Below are 24,252 nucleotides of genomic sequence, written 5' to 3'. Positions count from 1 at the left end.
CATGCCGAGAAAGATCGCGACCCGGATGATGACCGGCCTGCTCGTGCTGTGGCTCGCGGCCTCGGTCGCGTTCGTCGCGATCCATGCGCTGCCGGGGCGCATCGAGGATGTGCTGGCGGGCGACCTCGCGTATCCCGGCTTGCGCGAGGCGATCGCGGCGCAGTGGGGCCTCGATCGCAGTCTTCCCTGGCAGTACGGGCAGTTCCTGCTGCGTCTCGCGCACGCGGATCTGGGCACGTCGTTCGTGATGCAGCAGCCTGTGCTGGCCGTCTTGCAGAGCCAGCTCTGGCCGACCGTGCAGCTCGCCGGATCGGCGGGGCTGCTCGCAATCGCGCTGGCGATCGTCGTCGCGACAGCGACAGCGGGCTTGAGCGGCACGCGCGGCGCGTGGGCGGTGCGCGTGGCATCCGTGCTCGAACTCACCTTCACTTCGACGCCCGTATTCTGGCTGGGCATGCTGTTGCTGATCGCGTTCTCGTTCCAGTTGCGGCTCTTTCCGGTGTCGGGCGCCGGAGGCTGGCGCGCGCTTGTCCTGCCGGCCGTCACGCTCGCGCTGCCGACAGCCGGCATCCTTTCTCAAGTGATGCGTGAGTCGCTCGAAGCGGCGCTCGAGAAGCCGTTCGTGACCACCGTGCGCTCGCGCGGCGTCCCGGAGCTCACGCTGCGCGTCACCCACGTGCTGCGTCACGCGCTGCTGCCGGTCGTCACGCTGGGCGGATGGCTGATCGGCAGCCTGCTCGGCGGTGCGGTGATCACCGAGAAAATGTTCGGCCGGCCGGGCATCGGCAGCGTGACGCTCAACGCGGTCACGGCGCAGGACGTGCCGGTCGTGCTCGCAGTGGTCCTCCTGGCGGCGTTCGTGCATGTCGTGATCTCGACGCTGCTCGACATCGCTTATCTCTTCATCGATCCGAGGCTGCGCAGCCGATGAGTCACGTCGATCAATTTCCGCTCGGGCTGCGCGCGCGTCTGCGCTGGCCTCGCTCGATCCCGGCCGCCGTGCTGCTGGCAGCGGCCTTCCTCATCGCGCTCGCGGCGGCGATGGCCTTCCCGCGCTTCGTCACGCCGTACGATCCGCTCGTGAGCGACGTCGTGCACGCGCTGCAGCCGCCCGGCGGGGAACACTGGTTCGGCACCGACCGGATCGGCCGCGACGTGCTCTCGCGCGTGATCCACGGCGCGCGCTATTCGCTTCTGATCGGCCTTGCGAGCATGCTCGTCAGTCTGGCGGTGGGTCTCGTCATCGGTTTGAGTGCGGGGCTCGGGAACCGGCTTGCCGACGAGTCGGCGTCGCGGGTCTTCGACGTGCTGTCCGCCTTCCCGCCGATCCTGCTGTCGCTGTTCGTCGTGACGTTTCTTGGGCAGGGCATTGTCAACATCGCGATCGCGGTCGGCATCGCGGGAATCCCGAAGTTCGGGCGCGTGCTGCGCAGCCAGGCGCTTGTCGTGCGCCGCGCGGACTATGTCACGCATGCGCTCAGCTACGGGCTGTCGCGCGGCGGGATCTTCATGCGCCATGTGCTGCCGAACGTGCTCGTCGCCGTGCCGGTGATCGCAACGATCGATATCGGCAGCGCGATCATCGCCGTGTCGGGCCTGAGCTTTCTTGGCCTGGGCCCGCAGCCTCCCACGCCCGAATGGGGTGTGATGCTCGCCGAGGGCCGCGACGTACTGCGCGTGGCGTGGTGGCCGAGCGTCTTCCCCGGTATGGCGATCACGCTGACGGTGCTCTCCTTCGCCGTGATCGGCAAGTTCCTGCAACGCAAGTACGAGGTGCGCGCGCGATGACCCATCCCTCCAACTCGCAGAATCCGCTCGTCGATATTCGTGGGCTGAGCATTCGCTTTCCTCATGCGAATGGCGGTGCGCCGCTCGTGCGCGGAGTCGATCTGACGATTCGCCCCGGCGAGTGCGTAGCGCTTGTCGGCGAGTCCGGTTCGGGAAAGAGCCTGACGGCGCGCAGCCTGATCGGCCTTGCAGGGCCCGGTGCGCAAGTCGATGCCGCACGCTTCGAAGTCGGCGGCCGCGCAGCGCTGAACTTTACGGTGCACGAATGGCGCGCGTTGCGTGGCACATTCGCGGGCCTCGTGATGCAGGACGCGCTCGTCTCCCTCGATCCGTTGCGCACGATCGGCGTGGAGATTGCCGAGGTGCTCAAGCATCATCGCGTGCTGCGTTCGCGCCGCGAGCGGCTCGCGCGCGTGAGCGCCGTGATGGGCGACGTCGGTATTCCCGAGCCGGCGCGGCGCGCGAAGCAATACGCGCACGAGCTGTCCGGGGGCTTGCGCCAGCGGGCGCTGATCGCGTCGGCGATTGCGGCGGGTCCGGCACTCGTCATTGCCGACGAGCCGACGACCGCGCTCGACGTCACGGTGCAGGCGCAGGTGCTGGCGGTGCTCAAGGCGCGTCTCGAACTCGGCGTCGGCGTATTGCTGATCAGCCATGATCTGGGCGTTGTGTCCGGCATCGCGCACCGGGTGCTCGTGATGTACGACGGCAACGTGGTCGACAGCGGCGCGACCGCCGACGTGCTCAACCATCCGACTCATCCGTACACGCGGCAACTGCTCGCCGCACAGCCGTCGGCGCAATCGCGCGGACATCGCCTGAGTTCGGCGCGTATCGTGCCCGCGTCGCGCGAAGAGGGCCATGTGCCGTCGATCGTGCGCGATCCGCTGCCGCCGAGATTCGGCGGCTCTCAGCGGACTGTGCTGCGTGTAGATGGCATCGGCAAGACGTACCGGCGTCGCGGCGGAGACGGCGAGCAGCGCTTCACCGCACTCGACGGCGTGTCGTTCTTCGTGCGCGAGGGGGAGGTACTGGGGATCGTCGGCGAGTCGGGATCGGGCAAGAGCACGTGTGCCAACATCGTGCTCGGGCTGCTCGCACCGGATGCGGGCAGCGTCCATTTCGTCGATTCGCGCTGGAACGGCCGCGACGTGAAAGAGCACGAGCGGCGCGCATTGCGGCCGCGTCTGCAATACATCCCGCAGGACCCGCTGAGTTCGTTCGATCCGCGTCACACGGTACGGCAACTGCTCGAAGAGGGACTGTTTTATCAAAGGCTCTCGAAGTCAGGGCTGCTCGCGCGCAGCGTCGAGTTGCTCGAGCAGGTCGGGCTCGGCGCGGCGTTTCTCGAGCGGCGTCCGGTGTCGCTATCGGGCGGGCAAAGGCAGCGCGTCGCGATCGCGCGTGCGCTCGCGCCCGAGCCTGCGCTGATCGTCTGCGACGAGCCGGTGTCCGCGCTCGACGTCTACGTGCAGGCGCAGGTCCTCGATCTGCTGGCCTCGCTTCAGGCAAGGCTCGGCACGTCGCTATTGTTCATCTCGCACGACCTGGATGTGATCCGTCATCTGAGCGATCGCGTGCTGGTGTTCAAGGCCGGACGAATCGTCGAGGAGGGCGATGTGGAGCGCGTGTTCGCACGGCCGCAGCATGCGTACACGCGGCTGCTGATGGCTTCGACGCCGGCGCTTCATGGACGTGAACGCGAACAGCGGGGACGGGCAGAACTCGTCTGAAGAGGAAGCCCCGGTGTTCGCCGTCGCTTCGGACATCAGGCCGTTTCTCGCAGCGCGCCCGGGGTGTTGGCGGGCCGCGTCAATCCCAGGTGATCGCGCAGGGTGCTGCCCTCGTATTCGCTTCTGAACAGCCCGCGCCTGCGCAGGATCGGCACAACGCCATCGACGAAATCCTGCAGACCACCCGGCAGCGCGTCTGGCATCAGGTTGAATCCGTCCGCCGCCCCGGCGTTGAACCAGTGCGTGATGTCATCGGCAATCTGCTCCGGCGTGCCGACCACGACGCGGTGTCCGCCGCCGCCTGCCAGTGCGCGGATCAGCTCGCGCGCCGTGTAGCCGTGACGCCGCGCCTGCGCGAGCGTCGCGTTGAAGAAGGTGTGATTGCCATTCCCATTCGCCGGAAGCGGCAAGTCCCCGGGCAGGCGCTCATCGAGGCGCAAGCGGTCCGCCGTGACGCCGAGGGTGCCGGCAAGCCGGTTGAGGCTGTAGGTCCACGGAATCATGTCCACGAGTTCATCGCGGCGTCGGAGTGCTTCGGCCTCGGTCGCGCCAACGATTGTCGTCAGCCCCGGCAGCACGCGAATCGCATCGGGACCGCGACCGCAGGCCTGCGCGCGCGCCTTCAGCTCGCGGGCATACGCGGCCGATTCCTCTAGCGACTGCGAGGCCGAGAACACGGCCTCCGCATGGCGCGCGGCGAGCTCGCGGCCGTCCGGCGACCCGCCTGCCTGCACCAGCACCGGATGTCCCTGCGGCGAGCGCGGCAGATTGAGCGGCCCCTGCACCGAGAAATGCGCGCCGCGATGCGCGATCGGGTGGACCTTCCCGACATCGATGAAGCGGCCGCTTGCCTTGTCGGCGACAAGCGCATCGTCTTCCCAGCTGTCCCATAGGGCCTTGACGATATCGGCGAACTCCGACGCGCGTGTGTAGCGCTGGGCGTGGTCCGGCACGGCATCGCGGCCGAAGTTGCGGGCCGATCCGATATCCGCGGTCGTGACGATGTTCCAGCCGGCGCGGCCGCGGCTCACATGATCGAGCGACGCGAAGCGCCGCGCGAGGTTGTACGGCTCGTTGTAGCTCGTGGACGCGGTGCCGATGAGGCCGATATGCGTGGTGGCGGCCGCAATGCTTGCGAGCAGCACGGTGGGCTCCAGTGCGGTAATCGGGCGGAAGTCGATCTGGTCGGCAATCGACGCGTTGTCGGCGAGGAACACAGCGTCGAATTTCGCGGCCTCGGCGATCTGCGCGACGCGCACGTAATGCGCTGCGTCGATGAATGCCAGCGGGTCGGCGTCCGCAAGCCGCCATGCGCTCGGCACGAAGCCGGAATGAAGGATGTTGACGTTCAGATGCAGAAGGCGCGGCAAGCGTTGATTCATGGTGATCCGAAGAGGGAGGGTGCGTTACGTGGCCGTTACGGCATGACGGATCGATTCGCTGCCTCAGTGGCAATACAAATCGTTCTCTGCGTTGAACATGTCGAATGCGAGATGGCTGGCCTGATCCTGCCGGACCGTGGCAAGCCAGCGGTGGCGGTGCCAGTCGCGCACGGTGTCGTCGATGAAAGCGGCAGTGGCGACGTCGCCGCCCGCCGATGCGATGAATGCAGGCGACGGCGCGATCGTGCCCGGCAGCGCGCGATAGTAGGTCCAGCTTACCTGTTTCAGCAAAGCGCGGACGACGAGTTCATCATCGACGAGCGCCGTGCATTCGCCTGCCTGGAACGCGAGCAGTGCGTCGAGCGGACGCTCGAAGCTTTGCAGAGTCGCGTGATGGGACTGGGCGGCGCGCGTCGCGAACGGGCTTCCCCGCGATGCGCAGATCGAGCGGCCGCGCAGGTCGTCCCAGCCTCTCACGCTACTGTGTCTCAGGACGAGCGCCATGCCTCGCCCCGTCGTGTACGCCGTCGGCGCGAATGCAACCGACGCATCGGGGGCGAAGGGCAGGGCGGCGATCGCGACGTCGGCCTTGCCCGATTGCACGGCCGTTCGCGCTTCACGCGTTCCGGCCAGCAGAAACTCGACGGGCAGGCCTGCGCGGCGCGCGAGATCGGACGCGAGGGCCGCCGAGTACGCATCGGGCACGCGCGACGTGCGATCGACCGGGCCGACGTTCAGCGCGGGCGCAGGCCGCGGCGAAACCGCGACGATCAGGGTGCCGCGCGCGATGGCGGCCGCGAACGGACCCTCTGCCTCGGGCCCGCTTTGCATCGCGCCACCGGCCAGCCACCACGAAAGCGCGCACAGCACGGCAAGTACGACCGCGAATCCTGCCGGCCGCCACCGGACGCCAGCCTCGGTACTCGCGCTCGCGGCCCTAGCCATTCTGCGCAAGCCCCACGCGCCAGCGCAGAAGCCGTCGCTCGAGCAGGGACAGCCCCTGGTTGATCGACAGGCCGAAGAGCGCAAGCAGGACGATGCCCGCGTACATGTCCGGAATCTGGAACGTCTCCTGCGAATTGAGCGTATAAAAACCCAGCCCCGAGCGCGCGCCGATCATCTCGGCCGCGACCAGCGCGGTAATGCTGTACGCCCCCGCGATCCGGATGCCCGTCAGGATCTCGGGCAACGCCGCAGGCAGGACGACCTTCGCGAAGATGAAGCCTTGCGACGCGCCCATCGAACGCGCGCCGTCGATGAAGATGCGCTCGACCTGCTTGACCCCCGAGATGGTGTTGAGCAGCACCGGCCAGAACGCGGCCCAGACGATGATCGCGATCTTCGATGACTCGCCGATCCCCAGAAACAGCATGAACACGGGAAAGAGCGCGAACGCGGAGACCTGGCGGAGCAACTGGTAAAGCGGATCGACGATGCGCTCGGCGCGGCGAAACCATCCAAGCGCAAAGCCCGACACCACGCCGCCTGCGATAGCGAGCAACAGGCCGCTGATCGAGCGGATGGCGCTCGCGCTCAGATGCTTCCACACCTCTCCGTTCCCGAAGAGCCGGACGATCGCGACGGCCACGTCCGAAGGCGGGCTCAGATAAGCCGCGCTGACGATGCCGAGTCGCGGCAACAATTCCCACAGCACGACGAAGCCGACTAAAGCAACGCATCGTTCGAACGCCACCGAAAGGCGAGCCGGACTTCCGGGGAGCCGCGCGCGCCCGGCATTGACGGAAATGAGCATCGGCAGGTCGCGGGCGCTGGTCTCCTCACGCATGTGGCTCTCCCGCGTAGATTTCGGCGATGGAGTCGCGCGCCGTCCGCACGGGCGGCGCATACGAATGGCTATGCGCGTGCGCGAGTTCCGTGCTCAGGCTTTCCCACGCTCTTTGCCTCAGCGCGATGAACGCCGCGCAATGACGCAGCGATGCGTCGCGCGGACGCGGCAGATCGACGTCGATGATCTCCTTCACGCGTCCCGGCCCGCGCCCCATGACTGCCACGCGATCGGAGAGGAAGATCGCCTCGTCGATGCTATGCGTGACGAACACCACGGTCTTTGCGCTCTTCTCCCAGATGCCAAGGAGTTCCTGCTGCAGCGATTCGCGCGTCTGGGCGTCGAGCGCGCCGAACGGCTCGTCCATCAGCAGCACTTCCGGTCCATAGGCGAGCGCTCGTGCAATTGCGACGCGCTGCCGCATGCCGCCCGACAACTGGTGGGGATAGTGATCGGCGAAATCGAGCAGGCCGACGAGCCGGAGATAGTGCTCCGCCTCCGCTCGCCGTTGCGCGCGGCTCACGCGCCGGATTTCGAGGCCGGTCTCGACGTTCTTGCGCACGGTGCGCCACGGAAAGAGCGCGTATCCCTGGAACACGACGCCGAGCTTGTGCCGCGCCGCGCTGACCGGTTCGCCGTCGACACGGATATCGCCCGAGCTCTGCGGCACGAGGCCCGCTAGGATGTTGAGGAAGGTCGACTTGCCGCATCCGCTGGGCCCGAGCAGTGAGAGGAATTCGCCATCGCGCACGGATAGATCGAACCCCTTGAGCACCGCATGACCCGAGTCCGATGCCGCGTTGGGATACGAAAGCGCGAGATCGCGCGCGACGATCTTGTCGGGCAAGTGTTCTCTCGCGGTCATGACCGGCTCCCGGTCTCGTTCGCTGTCGCGTTCGCCTGTGATTGCCTGACGGCGAGCGCGTTGTACTCGTTGGTATAGACGTCCTTGACCGCGACCTTGCCCTTCGGAATCTTGCCGGCCTGCTCGAGGATCTCGATGTAGTACTGGATCGGCGGCTCGGTAACAACGAGATCCTTCACGTACGCATAGCGCTCGACGAGGTTCACATCGATGCCGAGCCGTTCCGCGGTGAGCTTGCGCGCTTCGTCGGGATGGGCGTTCACCCAGTTGCCCGCCTTGGCGATCGCGCTGACAAAGTCCTTCACGGCCTGCGGATGAGCGCGCGCGAACGCGCCGTTCACGCTGTAAGGCGCCATGCCTCCGAGTCCGCGGTCCTCGTCCCAGTCGCTCCACAGCTTGTGCAGTTGCGGATCGGCTTCCGCCGCGCCGGAGAACGGCGGGTGAATGATGGCGATGTCCACGTTCCTGGTGACGAGCGCCTGCTGCGACTGGTTATCCGGCACGACGAGCCAGTTCACCTTCGATACGTCCACGCCATGCTGAGACAGATATTTCTTCGTCACGAACTCGGCGCACGCGCCAAAGCTGTTGAAGGCGACCGTCTTGCCTTCGAAGTCCTTCGGCGAGCGGATGCCGGAATCCTTGCGGGAGAAGTATTTCATGTGCGGCGCATCGGGCAGCGTTTCGCCGCCGGCCGACACGACCTTGATGTCCGCGCCGCTCGCGATCGCCGAGATGACGAGCGGCACCATGCGCGTGCCGAAGTCGATTTCGCCGGTGCCGACGAGCGGAATGATCTGCGGCGCCGACACCTTGCCGACGTACTTTGGTCGCGTGCTCGTGTTCTCGAAGTAACCGAGCTTGTCGGCGAGGTAGACGAGATCGAAGGCCGGGTTGTCCGGATACTTGAAGTACGTCACTTCCTGACGGGACGAAGCCGCCGACGTTTGCGCCTGCCCGTCGTGAGGCTTGCATCCGCTTTGCAGGAGGACAGCCGCCGCGACCCATGCCGTGATGACCGATCTTTTGAGCCCGCGTGCGCGGTGGGGAGTATGAGTCGCCTTCATTGTGTGGACCTGATGAACGGAGCGATGAATGAATTCGGTGCCTGACGCACGCGGCGCCATACCGGGAAATTCTCGCTTCAGGCACACGACGGCCCAACCAATTAAAAATGCTTAAGTTAGATTCGGGATACGTGCCTTGAGGGGATCATTCGGCGCGGATGTTGGCGGCCTGTTTTCCCTTTGGCGATTGCTTCACTTCAAGGCTCACCTTTTGCTTCTCCCGCAAGGATTTGAATTGGTCACCTACTCGCAGTTCACCTTCGAGATTTCCAGGGTGTACGCCGGCATCATCACGCTGTCATTGCCCGGCCTTGTCGAGGAGGCGGTACGCCGTGCGGATGATTCGTCGTGTCGCGTGCGTGAGCGTTGACCCCATGCTCGAAGCGATCCGCTCCATATGCGAATTCGATACAACGATATGGCTGGAAATTGGATCGCGCGGTGCAGAAGCAACGGTAGGATGGGCGTCCTGATCGAACGTTACTCTTACCCGAAATCGATGTCATCCACCTTCCCGCGCTTCGGCGTCTGGGCGCTCGTGCACGGCAGCCGGGCGGCGCTTCAGGACCCGGACGAACCGTACGATGCATCCTGGGCGCGCAACAAGGCGCTCGTGCTCGAGGCCGAACGCCTCGGCTACGACTCGGTGCTTGTCGCCCAGCACACGATCAATCCGCACGACCCCTCGCTCGATCAGCTCGAGGCGTGGACGGCATCCGCCGCGCTTGCGGCGCTTACGTCGCGCATCGAGATCATCGCTGCCATCAAGCCCTATCTCTACCATCCCGTCGTGCTCGCCAAGATGGCGCAGCAGATCGAACACATCAGCGGCGGTCGTTTCGCGATCAATCTGGTCAATGCGTGGAATCGTCCGGAACTGGAGCGTGCCGGCATAGGCTTCGCCGAACACGACGAGCGCTACGCCTACGGCCGCGAGTGGATCACGGTTGTCGACGCACTGCTGCGCGGCGAGACCGTGCATCACCACGGCGACCATTTCCGCATCGACGGCTATCGGTTGCTTCCGGCGGATCCATTTCGCACGCGTCCGCGCATTTACGTGGGCGGCGAGTCCGAGCCGGCGCGCTCGCTCGTGGCTGCACACGGCGACACATGGTTCATCAACGGGCAGCCGGCCGACGATGTGGCGCGTCTCATCGCCGACGTTTCCGCGCGTGCCCGGCCCCCTGGACAACCGGCGCTGCGCTTCGGACTGTCGGCCTTTGTGATTGCGCGCGAAACGCAGGCCGCGGCGTCGGCCCATCTCGAGCGTCTCTTTGAACTGGCCGAACAGGACAAGCCGCTGCGTGAGCGTCAGAAGGCGAACATCGATCCCAACGTGGTGATGATCCAGACATTCGCGCAGTCGGCGCGTGTCGGCTCGAACGGCGGCACGGCGGCGGGGCTCGTCGGCGACTACGACACGGTCGCGCAGCGTATCGTGGCGTTCCACCGCGCAGGCATCGAGCTTTTCATGCTGCAGTTTCAGCCTTTCGAGACCGACATGCGCGCGTTTGCCGAAGAGGTCGTGCCGCGCGTGCGCCGCTTGCAGGCCACCTGAGCCACGCCGGCCGTCCCGCAAGCGGCATTCCTCCCGCTACTTTTTCCCGTCCACGACCGCAACCACTTCCTCACGCGTGAATTCCTTGTTCGCGAGCGCGCCGGGCGGCGTCTTCGCAAGCACGGCATCGAGTTCCTGGGGCTTCACTTCGAGCACCGGCATGCGAATGTCATGCGGCACCTTCTTGCCCGCGAGGATCTGCTGCGTGACCCAGAATGCAAACGAGGACGCGCCAGGCGGAATGGTGACCGACATCGTCTCGTAGCCACTCTTCTTCTGCTCCGCCCACCACGCAAGCTCTTCCTGCCGATTGCCGAGAATGATGACCGGCGTGGGCCGTCCTGCCGCCTTGATGGCCTGTGCCGCACCAAAGCCGTCGCCGCCTTGCGTGAGGACGCCATCGATTTTCGGCAGGGTCGGCAGGATGCCCGCGACCTGCTTTTGGGCGACGGTCTGCGTCCAGTCGCCATGCACCGACCCGACGATCTTCATGTCCGGATACTTCTTCAACGCATCGGCGATGCCTTGATGAATCTCATCATCGACCGATACACCGGCGAGCCCGCGAATCTCCAGCAAATTGCCCTTGCCGTTGAGACGCTTGGCCAGATAGTCGACCTGCATGCGGCCCATGCCCTGGAAATCCACTGCGATGCGATACGCGCAAGGCTCCGTCGCGATGCCGTCGAACGAGACGACGGTCACGCCCGCTGCGCAGGCCTGCTTGATGATCCCGTTCAGCGCCGTGGGCGAGACCGCATCGACAGCAATCGCCTTATAGCCCTGCAGGATGAGGTTCTGGATCTGCTGGACCTGCTCGGTCGCCTGACTCTCCGCGGTGGTAAAGCTCGGCGCCGCAGCGACGATCTTTTGCTTGACCGCCGGATCCGCGACGTTGGCCCAGCTCTTGAGCATTTGCTGACGCCAGCTATTGCCCGCATAGTTGTTCGACAAGGCGATCTTCGCCGGGGACGTATCGCCGGTCGCGACCTGCGCGAGCGCGGATGCGGAAAATGCGGCCATGACCAGTGCCGCAGCGAACTTGCGCAATTGCATGTGTTGTCTCCTGTTTATAGTTGGTTTCAACGTCCCGCGCCTCTCACGCCCACATGCAGCGAATAAATCGATGATGTCGCGGCAATGAACAGGCGATTCCGGTTGAACCCGCCGAACGTGAGGTTGGCCACCACTTCGGGTATCCGTATCTTGCCGAGCAGCGCGCCATCGGGCGCATAGCAATGCACACCGTCCTCGGCGCTCGTCCAGACGTTGCCCTGCTCGTCGATGCGCATTCCGTCCGGCACGCCGCTCGTCATCTCGATGAAGATGCGGCCGTTGCGCAATGCGCCGTCACTTGCGACATCGAACACGCGGATATGGCGCGGCGCGTTGTCATCGTGGGACGCTGCCGAGTCCGCGATGTACAGCTTCGATTCGTCCGGAGAGAACGCGAGCCCGTTGGGCTTGACGAAGTCGTCGCAGACAATCTCCACCTGCCCGTTCTCCGACCCCACGCGATAGACGTTGCATCGCCCGATCTCGCTCTGCGCGCGATAGCCCTCGTAGTCGCTGAGGATGCCGTAGTCGGGATCGGTGAACCAGATGTCGCCGCGGGAATCCACGATGACGTCGTTCGGTGAATTGAGCCGCTTGCCTTCGATATGCGAGGCCAGCACGGTCACGCTGCCGTCGTGCTCGGTACGCGTGACCCGCCGCTCGCCGTGCTCGCAACTGACGAGCCGGCCTTCCCGGTCGCGCGTGTTGCCGTTGCTGTAGTTCGATGGTGCGCGATACACGCCCACGCCCATGCCCGGCGCCCAGCGCAACATGCGGTTGTTCGGAATGTCGCTCCAGACAAGCAGATCGGCCGCCGGAAAATACACGGGACCTTCGGCCCACAGGCAATCGCCGGTGAGCTTCGTCAGAAACGCATTCGGCTGAAGCAGCAGCCTGAAACGCGGATCGTGCACTTCGAAATCGCTGGGTTTCATGTCTCCTCGTCCTTTGATTTTCGCCTGAGAACTAGCGCAGCGCCTTGCCGCCCGCCGCGACAGTCACCGCGATGATGAGCACGCCGTAGACGATGGAGCGCACGCCCGCATCCGCGCCCACCGCGTTGAGCACGGCGTTGGTGAGAAACAGGAACATCGATGCGCCCCACACCCCGGCAATGGTCGGCTTGCCGCCCGTTACGAGCGTGCCGCCGATCACGACCACGGCAATCGAGATCAGCATGTACTCGACGCCCATGTCGAGCGACGCACCGCCTGAAACCGCAGAGAGCAGCAGCGCCGCGAGCGCCGCGATCATCGACGAGAGCACATAGGCAAGGCAGCGCGTGCGGTGCACGTCGACACCCGCGAGCCAAGCGGCGCGTGAGTTCTGCCCGATGGCCGAGAGCCTGCGCCCGTACACCGCGCGATGCAGCAGCACGGCCAGCGCAAAGGACAACACGAGCGCGACGAGCGCGATATAGGGCACATGCAGAAAGCCACCCGTCGCGAACGCACCGAGCGCGGGCGGCGGCGGCGGAAGCTGACGCCCTTGCGTGATGGCGACCGACTGGATGATGAAACTCGATGACAGCGTCGCGATGATCGGCGGAATGCGCAGCAAGCGAATCAGCGCGTAATTCGCGAGACCTACGGCCACGCCCACGCCGAGCGCCGCTGCGATGCCCAGCGCAATCTGTGCGTTGGCGCCTTGCATCACATGCATGCCGACGACGCCGGCAAGCGCGATCGTCGAGGGCACCGACAAGTCGATGTTGCCCACCCCCGAGGTGATGACGAGCATCTGCCCGAGTCCGACCAGCACCATGAACACGCCGTACGTGAGCGCCGTCTGTGCGACATTGCCCGCGATGCCGAAGCCGAAGATCGCGGCGATGGCGAGCCACACCAGCACCGCACCGGCGAAAGACCACACCCACGGCGCCCGAATGCTTCTGAGCCGCGCCCACGCGCTCTGATCGTTCCCGGCGATCGGCTCGCTCGAAGTGTGCGGGTTCATCGGCGTTCTCCGCGTTGCAGCAGCACACGCAACGACAAGACCACGATGAGAATCGCGCCCTGCATGCCGACCTGCCAGTCCGCCGAGATGTTGAGAAACGCGAGGAACGATGCGGCGAGCGTCAGCGTGATCGAGCCGAGCACCGCGCCTGTCACCGACACGCGCCCGCCGATGAACTCGCCGCCACCGAGTATCACCGCCGCGATGGACAGCAGCGTGTAGCGCAGCGCGAGGTTGGCATCGGCGGAAGTCGTCAAGCCGAGCAAGGACAGCCCCGACAGCACGCCGAACACGCCCGCGACGCCATACAGCGTCGCCTTGCAGCGCACGAGCGACCAGCCGAAGCGGCGCATCGCGCGCGGATTGCCGCCCGCGCCGCGAATGCGCACGCCCGCCGATGAACGCATCAGCAGCAGATGACCCACGATCGCGATCAGCACCGACCAGACGATGGGCGCGGCGACGATCGGTGTCTGGTAGCTCATGGCGGCGCCGAGCCACGCGGGGCTCGTGCCGCCCGGCGACGGCAGCAGCACGATCGCGAGTCCGCTCCATACGAACGACAGCCCGAGCGTGACGACGATCGACGGAATCTGCCGCAATTCGATCAGTGCACCGACGGCGGCATAGGCGAGCACGCAGCCGACCAGCGCGAGGACCCCGAGCCACGGTTGCCTGACCAGCAGCGTGGCGCCGATGCATGCGACGAGGCTCACAAATGGCCCAATCGAGAGGTCGAGATCGTTCACGGTGATGATCGCGAGCTGCGCGAGCGTTGCGAGCACGATCGGCACGGCGAGATTCAACAACAGGTTAGAGCCGAAGTAGCTCATCACCGCCGGCTGCATGATGAGGATCGGCACCAGCACCGCAACGAGCGAGATGGCGGGAAGCAGCGCGCGCAAGCGCGTTTGCGAGATCGCGAATGTCATGCGGCGTGCTCCTCGAAACTGGCCGCGAGCAGGGCTTCTTCCGTACATTCGTCGGCCTGAAGCACGCGCGTGACGGCGGCCGAGCGGAACACGTACGTGCGGTCGCAGTGCGACAGCTCCTCGTTTTCCGTCGTATACCAGATGAAAGTGCGGCCCTTCGCGGCTTCATCGTGCACGAGTCGATAGATGTCGCGCTTGGTGCCGACATCGACTCCGCGTGTGGGGTCGTCCATGAGAATGAGATCGGCGTCCGACGCGAGCGCGCGGGCGAAGAGAACCTTCTGCTGGTTGCCGCCGGAGAGCGACAGAATGCCCGCGTTCATCGACGCCCCGCGTATGCCGATCCTGGCGCGCCACGCCTGAACCACAGCGCGCGCTGCCGCGAAGTCGACCAGACCCCGCCTGGCTTTGGCGCCGCCGAGAAGCCAGCGCAAGTCGAGGTTCTCGGCGATGGACCAGACTGGAAACACGCCGTCGCGTCCACGATCGCCTGCGACGAACGCGACCTTCGCACGCCCCGCGCCGCGCCGGGTCGCCGCTTCGTAGATCGATAGCAGCGCTTCGGTCTGCCCCTGCCCGGCGAGTCCCGCGAAGCCGACGATCTCACCGCGCGAAGCGTCGATCGCCGTGTTCTTCCTCGCGCCCACATTCCAGCGGAAGTGCCGCTCATTGCCGCGATCGGCAGTGACGCGCGGCGCGCCCGACGTCTTCTCCGCTTCGAGATGCTGGCCCATCGCCTGAATGATCGATGCGCGGCTCGACGCCTCGCGGGGCAGCACGCTGACGATGCTGCCGTCGCGCATCACCATCACGCGATCCGCCACGCGCTCGATCTCGCCCAGCATATGGGTGATGAGCAGGCACGTGATGCCGTTCTGCGCGGCCGTGCGCACGAACGCGAGCAATTGCTCGGCCGTATGCGCATCGAGCGAGGACGTGGGCTCGTCGAGAATCACGAGACGCACGGGGGCATCCGTCACGGTGAAGCCGCGCGCGATCTCGACCATTTGCTGCTGCGTGAGCGTGAGATCGGAGACGAGTTCGTTGCCCTTGAGTCCGTTGCCTGGAAAGATCTCCTCGAGCTTCTCGCGCATCAACGCGGTCGCGCGGCGCCGCCAGCCGCGTCCGCGCAACTGCGGATGCACGATGCACATGTTCTCCGCGACCGTTAGGTTCGCGCACAGCGAAAGCTCCTGAAACACGCAGCGCACGCCTTTATCGCGCGCGGCGTTCGCGTCGTAATGCGGCGCGGCTTGCCCGTCCACTTCGATGCGGCCTTGCGTCGGCGCATACACGCCCGCGAGTATGGCCATCAGCGTCGACTTTCCCGCACCGTTGTGCCCGGCGATGCCGACGCATTCGCCGCGCATGAACGTGAAGTCGATATCGGCCAGCGCGCGCACGCGGCCGAATGTCTTGCCAATGCCTTCGAAGCGAATAAGTGCGTCACTCATTCACATGCTCCATCAGAGGCGTTATTTTCTGTCGAGCAGCGCGACCGTCTGCGGCAGCGTATAAGTCACGTCGGCGATGCCGCCCGGCGGCGTGGCCGCGAGTTTCGCCGGCAATTCCTGCTGCGAGATCGCGAGCAGCGGCACGTTGATGGTGATGTCCTTTGGAAGCTTCTTGCCTGCGAGCACTTGCTGCGCGACCCAGAACGCGAACGTCACCGCGCCCGGCGGATTCGACAGCGAACGCGAGTGATAGCCGCTCTTCGTCTGTTCGTTCCACCATTGCAGCTCGGGATACGTGCTGCCGATGATCATCGGCGGCGCGGGACGATTGGCCGCCTTGAACGCCTGCGCGATGCCGAACGACATCTCGCCTTCGGTCGCGACGCCATCGACTTGCGGCAGCGTCGGCAAGATGCCCGCGACGGCCTTCTGCGCGACCGATTGCGTCCAGTCGCCGTTGACCGAGCCGACGAGCTTCATGCCCGGATGCTTCTTGAGACCATCGAGCACGCCTTCATGCATGAGATTGTCGACCGAAATCCCCGCGACGCCGCGCACTTCCAGAATGTTGCCCTTGCCGTTCAGGCGCTCGGCGAGATACTCGACGCCCTGTTCGGCCCAGCCCTTGAAATCGAAATTCACGCGATACGCGCACGGCTCGTCGACGATCCCATCGAAGGACACCACGACCACGCCCGCCGCGCACGCCTTCTTGATGGTGCCGTTGAGCGCGGTTGGCGACACCGCGTCGATGACTATGGCGCTATAGCCTTGCAGGATGAGGTTCTGCAACTGCTGCGCCTGCTCGGTCACCTGGTTCTCGGCGGTGGTGAACGCCGGCGCGGCGGCGATCTTCTTGTCCGCGACAGCCTGCTGCGACACGGCGTCCCAGCTCTTGAGCATCGACTGCCGCCAGGCGTTGCCCGCGAAGCTGTTGGACAGCGCGATCTTCTTCTGCGACGTATCGCCTGTGTTCACCTGCGCGTGCGCGGTGTTCGCGAGCACGCACGCGGCCAGCGCGGCCGTAGCCAGCATTCCTTTGCGGAACATTCTGTCGTCTCCTGATATTTTTTTGTTTGTCGATAGGGCGCTGATGTCAGCGCCGGTGACGGGGTGCGCGGCAGATGTGGGGGCGGATAGCCGCCGCTCGCATGAAGGCGATGGATGAGTGGCGCGCGGGGTGGTACGCGCCCGGGCCGAACGAATGGAACGACATCATCATGAGCATGCCTCTTCGGAGCGCATCGGCGAACTGCCGAAGCCTTGCTTTCAAACAGCTGCCTTGAATTCCGTCTTTTTGGTCAGGCCAATTCGAGTGGTAAGGCCAGCGACCGCCGACGCAGTATAGCGGCTGCTTTTGCGTCGTGCAATTCGATTAACGGAACAGATAATGAGACCACGCACCGCGAGTCTGCCGCCCTTGCGCGCGGGCGAGAATCAAGTCGAGTTGGCTACCTTACAGCGACGGCCGCCATTGAAAGCCGGGCGGTCCATCGGTACATGCGGACGGGGGCAACATGTGGCCGTGCCATCGCGAGCGCGTTTCGCTGCACTCGTCGCGATCCTCGTGCAGCATTGCCGCTCGTGTGACTGCGCACGGCCGCCAGTGCCCGGTACAAGTGTTCGCAAGGGTGCGATGGCGCGGCGTTCGACTTATCCCCCGCGATCACCGATCCGCCATCCGTGGCCGCACATCCGGACGGCCCAACATTACGAGCCGCTTGTCTTGTAGCCGTCGTTCAGCGTATTCATGAACGCGATGATGTCCTGAATCTCGTCTTGCGTCATGGCCGGCTTGTCACCGGGCTTGCGATCGAACGGCGCATCGGAGATGTCCACGTTCCCATGATATCGGGCAGGGAGATCGTTATAAGTCTCGACCTTCCCCGACGCATCGTGCGGATAGATCTTCTCCGGATTCGTGCTGCGCAAATTATAGAAGTCCATCACCTGTTCAAGCGTGCGGTAGACGCCGTTGTGGAAGTACAGGTGACGATTGGCCGAGTTGCGCAACGTCGGCGTGAGGAACATGCCGCAGTATTGCGTCTGTTCCGCGAGGTCGTGTCTGAATGGTCCGCACACGCCCATATCGAAGAACCTCGGATCCTTGTTGATTGCGAGCGCCGCGTTGCGAGGCACACCGAGGGCTTCGTATTGCGTGTCCGTGAAAAGCGGCGGGAGACCGTCGGCCGTCGGCTTGCTCAGATGGCAGCCCGCGCAGTTGGCCTTGTTCGGGTCGTTGAAAAGCTTCATGCCGTGCAGCTCTGCCGCGCTCAAGCGCGCCTTCCCCTGCAGCCAGTAGTCGTACTTGCTGGTGAAGGCGTGAAACGAAGGGTCTTCCATCTGATATCGCCCGACTGCGAACATCGCCTCGGTGACCAGAAGGCTCGCATTGCTTTCGATATTTGCGCCAAAGAGCTGCTTGAACTTGTCGATGTAAGTCGCGCTGGCGAGCTTGCGTGCTACTTCAGCCGGACTTGAGTTTGCCATCTCCACAGGATTCAGCAGTGGAACGAGCGCCTGGCCTTGCAGGGTATCGGCGCGGCCGTCCCAGAACAATCCGCCTTGCGGAACCATCGCGGGAGCCGCAGGCGCGACACCGGCGTTCTTCTGAGCGCGCGCGGAGCCGAGTGCCTGAGACGCGACCTGTGCGAGATCGACCGGCACGTCCGTATCGTTCGCGTCGGGTCCTATGCTGAAGGGCTGTTGCCGATAGAGATACGTCAGCGAAGGCGGCGGCCGGTATCCCGCCTGCTGCATGTCGGCGCCGCCGAGCTGCACGCCCAGATTGTTCGCGGGACCGTACGAGTGCTCGGGACTATGACACGAGGCGCACGATTGCTTGCCCGACGCCGAGAGCGAAGTATCGAAGAAGATCTGCTTGCCGAGTTGCGCCATTGCGCTCAGTGGGGCAGTGGGCGGAAGTATCAGTTTGACTGGATGCGGATTGGCGCCGGTGAGCTTCTCGACGATCGCTCCGGCCGCATCCGGCACTCGCTCCGGATGAACAAGCGCGTATGCGCAGAATGCGAACGATGCGGCCAGAAGCGCACATGCTCCGGCGACGAGGAGTCGCCGCGCTGACATGCCGGCCTTGCCGGATGCGGAATTGGAGCTGGAGTCTGCAGGGGAGGGGAATCGCGACGTTGCGGTCGAGCGATGGTTCATGGCGGAGAGGGAACGTGGTGCATTCGAACGACAGGAATGAGCAGAGCCGGCGCTGTGCCGGCTCGCCGCGATGACTGCGGATTGCGCGCCCCGCAAGCGCGGGGCGATGCAGTCGCGGCGCTGGGACGCGTGCTTGCCGGAGACCCGGATCAGGTCGTCGGCGCCGCCGGCAGCTTCGTTCCGAGATTCGGGTCGAGGAAGAGCGTACGCGGCGCCGTCACGTTCTGCGTGAAGTCGAACATGTTCATGATGCTGCCCGCCGTCGTGTCGAAGGACCCGCCGCCGATACGTTGACTGCCAAGCCAGTTGTCCTCGATGAACTTCACGACGGACGCCTGGGTGATCGGCGTGTCGTCGACGAAGTTCGTCTTCGCATAAGGTGAAATCACGAGGAACGGCGTGCGCGTGCCGGGACCGCAACGGCCGTTCACCACGCCGCCGTTGACGCCGAGTGGCTGCACGGCACCAGCGGACGTGCACTGTCCCTGTCCGTTCAACTGGTCGTAGCCCACAAGCGTGGAGCCATTGACTTTCTGGGTGGTCGTGGCATCGAAGGAGGAACTGGTCGGCGCCTTGTAGCGATGGTCGTACCAGCCGTCCGAGTCGTCGTAGGCGATGATCACGGCCGTGTTCTTCCAGTCCGGTTGCTGCTGGAGGAAATTGACCACCTTGGTGACGAAGGCCTGTTCGTCAATCGGATCCGAATTGCCCGGATGGCCGTCTCCTACGGCAGGCGCCTTCAGGAAGCTGACCGACGGATAGTTGCCCGCGGATACGGCCGCAAAGAAGTCATCGCTGTCGTACTGGTGATGCACCGGTGTCGCAGTGTTATCCAGCGGATCGGTCGTGCCGATGGTCGCCACCGAAGTGGGGCGGGTGTGTGCGAGGTTCGCGGTCGATGCGTAGTACTGGAACCATGCGTGGTGCTGGACGTAGTCCGTCTTGGTCGCGTTCAGCACCTGCGAGAAGGTGGACCGGCTGCACCCCGTCGTACCGTTCGGGTTGACGGTTTGCAGGTTGAAGCCGCCCATGAAACCGCCCCACGTTATGCCTTTCGCGTTCAGCAGGTCGCCGATGTTCTTGTTCGAGCTCGACATCGCGCCCGTCGGCGCACTCTTGGCCGCGAGCGTGCACACGTCGCCTGTCGGGTCGAGGTCGCCGACAATAGTGAAGGCGCCGCCGCCCTGTCCATCGGGGATCGCGTTGCTCGACGACGTGCCGCCGCTCAGCAGCACGCCATGATTCTGTCCGGAGATCACTTCGAGCGCACCGGGCGTGGAAGGGCCGTATGTGTCGGTGTAGGCGTTCTGGTTCATCGCGAAAGTCTGGGCGTAGTTCCAGAGCGCGGTTACCGTGTTGCCGTCGAAAAAGCCGAGCACCTGCCCCGGGGAACCGAAGGCACCCGTGCTTCCGGCGATGGTCGACGAAGCAGCGGTGAAGAGCGGAAACGAGTCCATCGCGCCGCCGTTGTAGGCGAGTTGTTCGGGCGTGTACGCGTGGTTCTGGCTCTCGGTGTTCGCCTGGGACCGGTCGAGGCGGAAGGGGACCAGATCAGCGGCTGGAATCGGTGTCTTCGTGGAGCCGCTCGTGACCATCACGCCGGGAAAGGTCACGCCGCCGACGGTTCGGCCGATGACATTCGGCGATGTCGCAAGCGCGTTCGGATTGCTCGCATCGATCAGCTTCGCGGTGGCGAGGTTATTGACCGCGGGCGTTCCGGCCGCGGGAATGAACTGGGGCTCGCCCACCGGATTGTTTGCGTTCGGGTAGGTGGCGAAGTAGTGGTCGAATGAGACGTTCTCGCCAAAGATCACGACGACGTGCTTGATCGGCGTGGCTGTCGTTGCGGCGTCCTGCGCGGACACCGGTGCGGGCGGGGCGGACGCCGCCGTGTTGTCGTCGCTGTGACCGCAAGCCGCGAGCGAAAGTAGTACAGCGAAAGGAATTGGCAATAGGGATTGGCGAAGCATGCAGGACACTCCAATTTTTTTTGTTTGCCGGCTCACGTTGACTCAGGACACGAGGCCGGTTGACTTCTCGGCCATAAACAGCCGAAACTTTTCTTCCAGAACGATCGGGATTGAATCATCGAGGTATTAATGTTTGACGACGCTATGCCGACAAAAGCATCATATTTATTTACCGTTCTCTTTCTTTAATCGTCGAATTGAAAGAGGAACGTTTGAATGTGCGGTGCGGGAGACTGGCTGGATGCTTGCTGCGCAAGGCAATGGATCGATCGCGCAAGTGAGTCGATCCATGTCGAGCGTGCAATCGATCGTGCATATCCTTTATGCAAACAGGCCGGAATGAATTCGGCCGGTTGTCTGGAGGTTGTCAATCAACGGGGGGATACTTCGCTGGGACGCGTGCTGGCGGGCGGCGTTTGCCCAAGGAATGACGCGCAAGGAGAAAGACGTCCCGATGGCGAGGAGACGAAATCGTTGGTGAAGAGTGTCGTACCGGCATCGCGGATTCGACGTGAAGCGAAGCCGTGCTCCCGGTCACGCTCGCGTGCGGGAGCCCTGTGCAGATTGCGCCCGCGCCGTTCTTGCCGGCGGCTGTAGCAGGCTGAAGACAGGCTTTGTTACGCTTCGGAGTTCGAGGCGGAGGCCAGCTTCTGCAGCAGATCAGCATGTGCAGGGAAGACCTGTTTCAGTGCAGCAAGCTGAGCGACAGTCGGGTTGACGCTGTCGCGGCGATCGTAGCCGGGTGCCAGACTGCAACTCACCAGTACATAGCCTGGCCCAAGAAGTTCGGCTCCAAACCAGTGGTTGTGCAGCGCTACCGCCTGAAGCACCTGCCCTTGATTCAGATCCGCGCCGATGTCGACGGTGGAGTAGACTCCGGCGGGAGAAAAGATGTGCAGCCGCACCGCACTTCCCCGGTGGTAGAACCATTGCTTATCCTGGTTCAGAGCATGGAGGCCAAGCACCTCTCCCTGCTTCAGCAGGTAGTAGTTGGTGGAGTACAAGTGACGATCGCCGACGAAGCGCTCGGGCAGGGATGCCGTGAGCACCGTGTCCGTGCTGCCGGGCCCTGGCGCGAAATGGCCGCCTACGCCGGTGGGTGTGAGCTTGAGCTTCTGGATCAGGTCGTCCGGCTCACGGTTGGCGGCGGGGAAGCGCTCCGCGAAGCAGACGGTGATCCCGATGATCTCTGTCCCGCCTTTCTTCCGCAGCAGGCCCTTCTGCGTGACGATTTCCAGCGCCGTCGTCCCGCCGCCCGCGGCCGGCACATCGATGGTTTCGTGAAAGTTCAGCAGGGGCTGCCCGCTCGCCATCACCGCCTTGTCGTGTGCCACATGGGCGGCGCGGTCGTCTGCGCTGCCGATCAAGGATTCCTTGCTCTGTCCCACCAGATCTGCAAAGTTCTGGCTCACCCAAAGGAAGACGGAGTTGCGGTCCTTGATGCAGAAGTAGACGCCGTCGGCTTTGTCGAGCACATCGCCCACACCCATCGGAGGCTCGGTCGGGAGCATCCGGTTGTTTGAATCAGCGTTATGCCTGGCTCAGGCCCCGGCTGAGGGTTGGCGGACGCATTTGAGTTGCTGGTCCGCGAGGTCCTGGGCGAGCGCCACCATGGTCATGGTGGGGTTCCAGGAGCCACTGGCAGGCCACAGAGCTCCGCCGGTGACAAAGACGTTTTCCGCACCGTTGGGGCGATAGTCGAGGCCCACGACCCCATCGTGACCGGCGCCGATCCATAACGTGGAGCCCTCGTGGACCAGCCCGCCAACCCGCCGCTCCTCGATGGTGGGCTGCTTCGAGCTCCAGGTGCCGGTATTCGGGTCGCCGTGCCAGTACTCCACGTTGCCTTTTGGGGCGAAGACACGCTCCATCATCTGGAAGGTCCCTGCGTCCATGGTGTCCCATGTCATCTGGTCGTTTTCATTTGCGAGCACCTGCAGGGTCACGTTGGTCGTGGGGTCCAACTCTCCGTTCCGGCGAAAGTGGTTCTTCGGGTTGCGGAAGTCGACCTCGCCCAGTACGGCACACACGAAGACGAGATACTCCTCGGAGGAGAGCAGTTGCGCCATCGATGCCGTCGCCACGACATCGGGCATGCAGCGGGCCGCCTTGTCGGCATTCTTCGCCGGATCCCGGTCGGAGAGCACGGAGAGCTGCACGTGGTACTGCATGTCGTTGTTCTTGTTCTTTCCGGCGAGGTAGATCGCCGCCAACTCCAGCTCACCGATGCGCTCGCCGAAATCGAAGTCCTTGCGCGGCACGCGCGCGACCACCGACGTAATGAAGTGCGCCGTAAAGCGATCGCCGGCCCGCTGCATCTGCGAAAAGGAGTTCAGAAGCAGCGTGGTGGGCGGCAGTGTGCCCATCGCGAGGATCACCTTGGCATTGCCGACGTTGACCATCCCGCGGGAGGTGTCCAGCGCGGTGGCCACACCCGCCTGCTCGTGGATACGCGTCACGATGCAGTTCGTCACGATGCGCAAGGGGCTACCGGTCCCGGACGCCGCCAGATCAGCCTGCTTCGAGGCCAACTCCATGATTACCGCAGGCGTCGAGAACTTGGCGAAGTCCACGCCGCCCGCCTCGCCGGCTCCCGCTGCGAGGGGGGCAGGCAGCCAGCGGGTCGCCGAGTCGATCAGTCCGATTTTCTCGTTGAGCATCTCCTGAAGGGAGGTTTGCATGATGCCGTAGGTCGGCCGCTGCCGGTTGATGAAGCTCCGCAGTTCGGGTCCGTAAGCTGCGTCGATCCTGTCGGCAGGCACGACGTTGAGCAGGGCTTCGGCGGAAGCGAAGTGGGCCTCCGCGGCGGCGATGGTTTCCTCCGGCCAGAAAGCCATCTCGTCGCGGGTGGGTCGGGGGCACCAGGCGCTCCACATGATGCTTCGGCCCCCGAAAAACGGCACCATCCCGTGCTGCCAGTTGATATGCCCGGCGGGCTGGCTGGCGGTCTCGCTGGAGAGCGTCCAGGGGAAGGTTTCCGACAGGCCGCCCAGAGTGTGCTCGTAGGGAATGGGGAGGTTCTGGAAGTGCTCGGGCAGAAAGAAGGGGCCGCGCTCGATCATCAGGATTCGCGTCTCCGGCCTGACCGCCAGCATGCGCTCCGCGAAGGCCAGGGAACAAAAGCCGGTGCCGATGATGATGTAGTCGAACTGCTCTTCCTCGCGCACCCGCTTCCATCCGGTTTCAGACAGGAAGAACACGTGATCCATCACCTTCTGAGGGGTGGAGATCTGGGGCCCGGGTGTGGGGTAGCCATGCGCAAAATTCGGGGAGCTGGAAACGGCGCTCATTGATGCCTCCAATCCAACATGGCAGGACGACAAGGCGTCCTGGAAAAACGTCGACAACCATTGAGCCTGATTCACACACCTCTTCGTGGTTCAAGTATCCGGCTCGGTCACATCTCAGCAAGGACACCGCATGAATATGGACGGGCTGGAGTTCCAACCTTTTGTCAGGCGTCGGCAGGGCTTGCAAGCAGACATTCCGCGCTGTTCGTCCTCAGGTGACTATTAGTCATCATCTGATGAACGA

20 protein-coding genes are annotated in these 24,252 nt (G+C 64.4%); 5 read left to right on the top strand and 15 right to left on the bottom strand.

From position 1 onward, the window contains the following. The first annotated feature begins 1 nt into the window (after window position 1). Genes BG61_RS12285 through BG61_RS12275 form a run of 3 tightly spaced genes read left to right on the top strand, consistent with a single transcriptional unit; the run spans window position 2 to window position 3,521 of the window. Window positions 2-931 carry an ABC transporter permease gene (locus tag BG61_RS12285; RefSeq protein ID WP_035925758.1) on the top strand — a complete coding sequence of 310 codons (930 nt, stop codon included), beginning with the start codon at window positions 2-4 and terminating at the stop codon, window positions 929-931. Next, window positions 928-1,788, top strand: coding sequence for an ABC transporter permease (locus BG61_RS12280; protein ID WP_051672452.1), 861 nt, complete (start codon window positions 928-930; stop codon window positions 1,786-1,788). Before BG61_RS12285 ends, BG61_RS12280 begins: the two co-directional genes overlap by 4 nt. Beyond that, window positions 1,785-3,521 carry a dipeptide ABC transporter ATP-binding protein gene (locus tag BG61_RS12275; protein ID WP_035925761.1) on the top strand — a complete coding sequence of 579 codons (1,737 nt, stop codon included), beginning with the start codon at window positions 1,785-1,787 and terminating at the stop codon, window positions 3,519-3,521. The genes BG61_RS12280 and BG61_RS12275 overlap by 4 nt, the downstream gene beginning before the upstream one ends. A gap of 35 nt (window positions 3,522-3,556) precedes the next feature. Here BG61_RS12275 and BG61_RS12270 read toward each other — a convergent pair whose 3' ends face one another. From BG61_RS12270 to BG61_RS12250, 5 genes are all read right to left on the bottom strand, one after another. Further along, window positions 3,557-4,903: an LLM class flavin-dependent oxidoreductase gene (locus tag BG61_RS12270; RefSeq protein ID WP_035925763.1), complete on the bottom strand. Its 1,347-nt coding sequence runs from the start codon at window positions 4,901-4,903 to the stop codon at window positions 3,557-3,559. Between the two features lie 63 nt (window positions 4,904-4,966). Continuing rightward, complete coding sequence (locus BG61_RS12265; RefSeq protein ID WP_075584155.1) at window positions 4,967-5,848, bottom strand: type 2 periplasmic-binding domain-containing protein; 882 nt, start codon at window positions 5,846-5,848, stop codon at window positions 4,967-4,969. Continuing rightward, on the bottom strand, window positions 5,841-6,689 hold the full coding sequence (locus tag BG61_RS12260) for an ABC transporter permease (RefSeq protein ID WP_370818043.1): 849 nt from the start codon (window positions 6,687-6,689) through the stop codon (window positions 5,841-5,843). Before BG61_RS12260 ends, BG61_RS12265 begins: the two co-directional genes overlap by 8 nt. Continuing rightward, window positions 6,682-7,554 carry an ABC transporter ATP-binding protein gene (locus BG61_RS12255; protein WP_035925768.1) on the bottom strand — a complete coding sequence of 291 codons (873 nt, stop codon included), beginning with the start codon at window positions 7,552-7,554 and terminating at the stop codon, window positions 6,682-6,684. The genes BG61_RS12260 and BG61_RS12255 overlap by 8 nt, the downstream gene beginning before the upstream one ends. Then, window positions 7,551-8,621 (bottom strand): ABC transporter substrate-binding protein, encoded by a 1,071-nt coding sequence (locus tag BG61_RS12250; RefSeq protein WP_081868054.1) that lies wholly within the window; start codon window positions 8,619-8,621, stop codon window positions 7,551-7,553. The genes BG61_RS12255 and BG61_RS12250 overlap by 4 nt, the downstream gene beginning before the upstream one ends. Window positions 8,622-8,757: 136 nt before the next feature. Here BG61_RS12250 and BG61_RS44960 point away from each other — a divergent pair, with 136 nt between their 5' ends. Together BG61_RS44960 and BG61_RS12245 are read left to right on the top strand one after the other, a co-directional pair. Next, entirely contained in the window at window positions 8,758-8,991 is a 234-nt protein-coding gene (locus BG61_RS44960) for a hypothetical protein (RefSeq protein ID WP_035925770.1), read from the top strand. Window positions 8,992-9,120: 129 nt separating this feature from the next. Next, on the top strand, window positions 9,121-10,182 hold the full coding sequence (locus BG61_RS12245) for an LLM class flavin-dependent oxidoreductase (RefSeq protein WP_035925903.1): 1,062 nt from the start codon (window positions 9,121-9,123) through the stop codon (window positions 10,180-10,182). Between the two features lie 36 nt (window positions 10,183-10,218). Here BG61_RS12245 and BG61_RS12240 read toward each other — a convergent pair whose 3' ends face one another. From BG61_RS12240 to BG61_RS12195, 10 genes are all read right to left on the bottom strand, one after another. Continuing rightward, a complete protein-coding gene (locus tag BG61_RS12240) occupies window positions 10,219-11,238 on the bottom strand; it encodes an ABC transporter substrate-binding protein (protein WP_035925772.1) in 1,020 nt (339 codons plus the stop codon). A 26-nt stretch (window positions 11,239-11,264) separates the two neighbouring features. Then, on the bottom strand, window positions 11,265-12,173 hold the full coding sequence (locus tag BG61_RS12235; protein ID WP_035925774.1) for an SMP-30/gluconolactonase/LRE family protein: 909 nt from the start codon (window positions 12,171-12,173) through the stop codon (window positions 11,265-11,267). 31 nt (window positions 12,174-12,204) lie between these two features. Beyond that, complete coding sequence (locus BG61_RS12230) at window positions 12,205-13,194, bottom strand: ABC transporter permease (protein ID WP_035925776.1); 990 nt, start codon at window positions 13,192-13,194, stop codon at window positions 12,205-12,207. Continuing rightward, a complete protein-coding gene (locus BG61_RS12225; protein WP_035925778.1) occupies window positions 13,191-14,126 on the bottom strand; it encodes an ABC transporter permease in 936 nt (311 codons plus the stop codon). Before BG61_RS12225 ends, BG61_RS12230 begins: the two co-directional genes overlap by 4 nt. Further along, the gene (locus BG61_RS12220) at window positions 14,123-15,580 is read right to left on the bottom strand and encodes a sugar ABC transporter ATP-binding protein (RefSeq protein ID WP_035925780.1); all 1,458 of its coding nucleotides are present in this window, start codon (window positions 15,578-15,580) and stop codon (window positions 14,123-14,125) included. Before BG61_RS12220 ends, BG61_RS12225 begins: the two co-directional genes overlap by 4 nt. 21 nt (window positions 15,581-15,601) lie before the next feature. Beyond that, window positions 15,602-16,630, bottom strand: coding sequence for an ABC transporter substrate-binding protein (locus BG61_RS12215; protein WP_035925782.1), 1,029 nt, complete (start codon window positions 16,628-16,630; stop codon window positions 15,602-15,604). Window positions 16,631-17,290: 660 nt separating this feature from the next. Then, window positions 17,291-18,667 (bottom strand): cytochrome-c peroxidase, encoded by a 1,377-nt coding sequence (locus BG61_RS12210; RefSeq protein ID WP_232255974.1) that lies wholly within the window; start codon window positions 18,665-18,667, stop codon window positions 17,291-17,293. A gap of 230 nt (window positions 18,668-18,897) precedes the next feature. Beyond that, the gene (locus tag BG61_RS12205; RefSeq protein ID WP_035925785.1) at window positions 18,898-20,718 is read right to left on the bottom strand and encodes a phospholipase C; all 1,821 of its coding nucleotides are present in this window, start codon (window positions 20,716-20,718) and stop codon (window positions 18,898-18,900) included. Between the two features lie 617 nt (window positions 20,719-21,335). Further along, entirely contained in the window at window positions 21,336-22,208 is an 873-nt protein-coding gene (locus BG61_RS39225; protein WP_051672451.1) for a cupin domain-containing protein, read from the bottom strand. A gap of 51 nt (window positions 22,209-22,259) precedes the next feature. Further along, entirely contained in the window at window positions 22,260-24,008 is a 1,749-nt protein-coding gene (locus tag BG61_RS12195; protein WP_035925788.1) for a GMC oxidoreductase, read from the bottom strand. Window positions 24,009-24,252: the final 244 nt, after the last annotated feature.

This window comes from Caballeronia glathei, from assembly GCF_000698595.1.
Lineage (GTDB): Bacteria > Pseudomonadota > Gammaproteobacteria > Burkholderiales > Burkholderiaceae > Caballeronia > Caballeronia glathei.
This window is presented reverse-complemented; position numbering and strand designations above follow the sequence as displayed.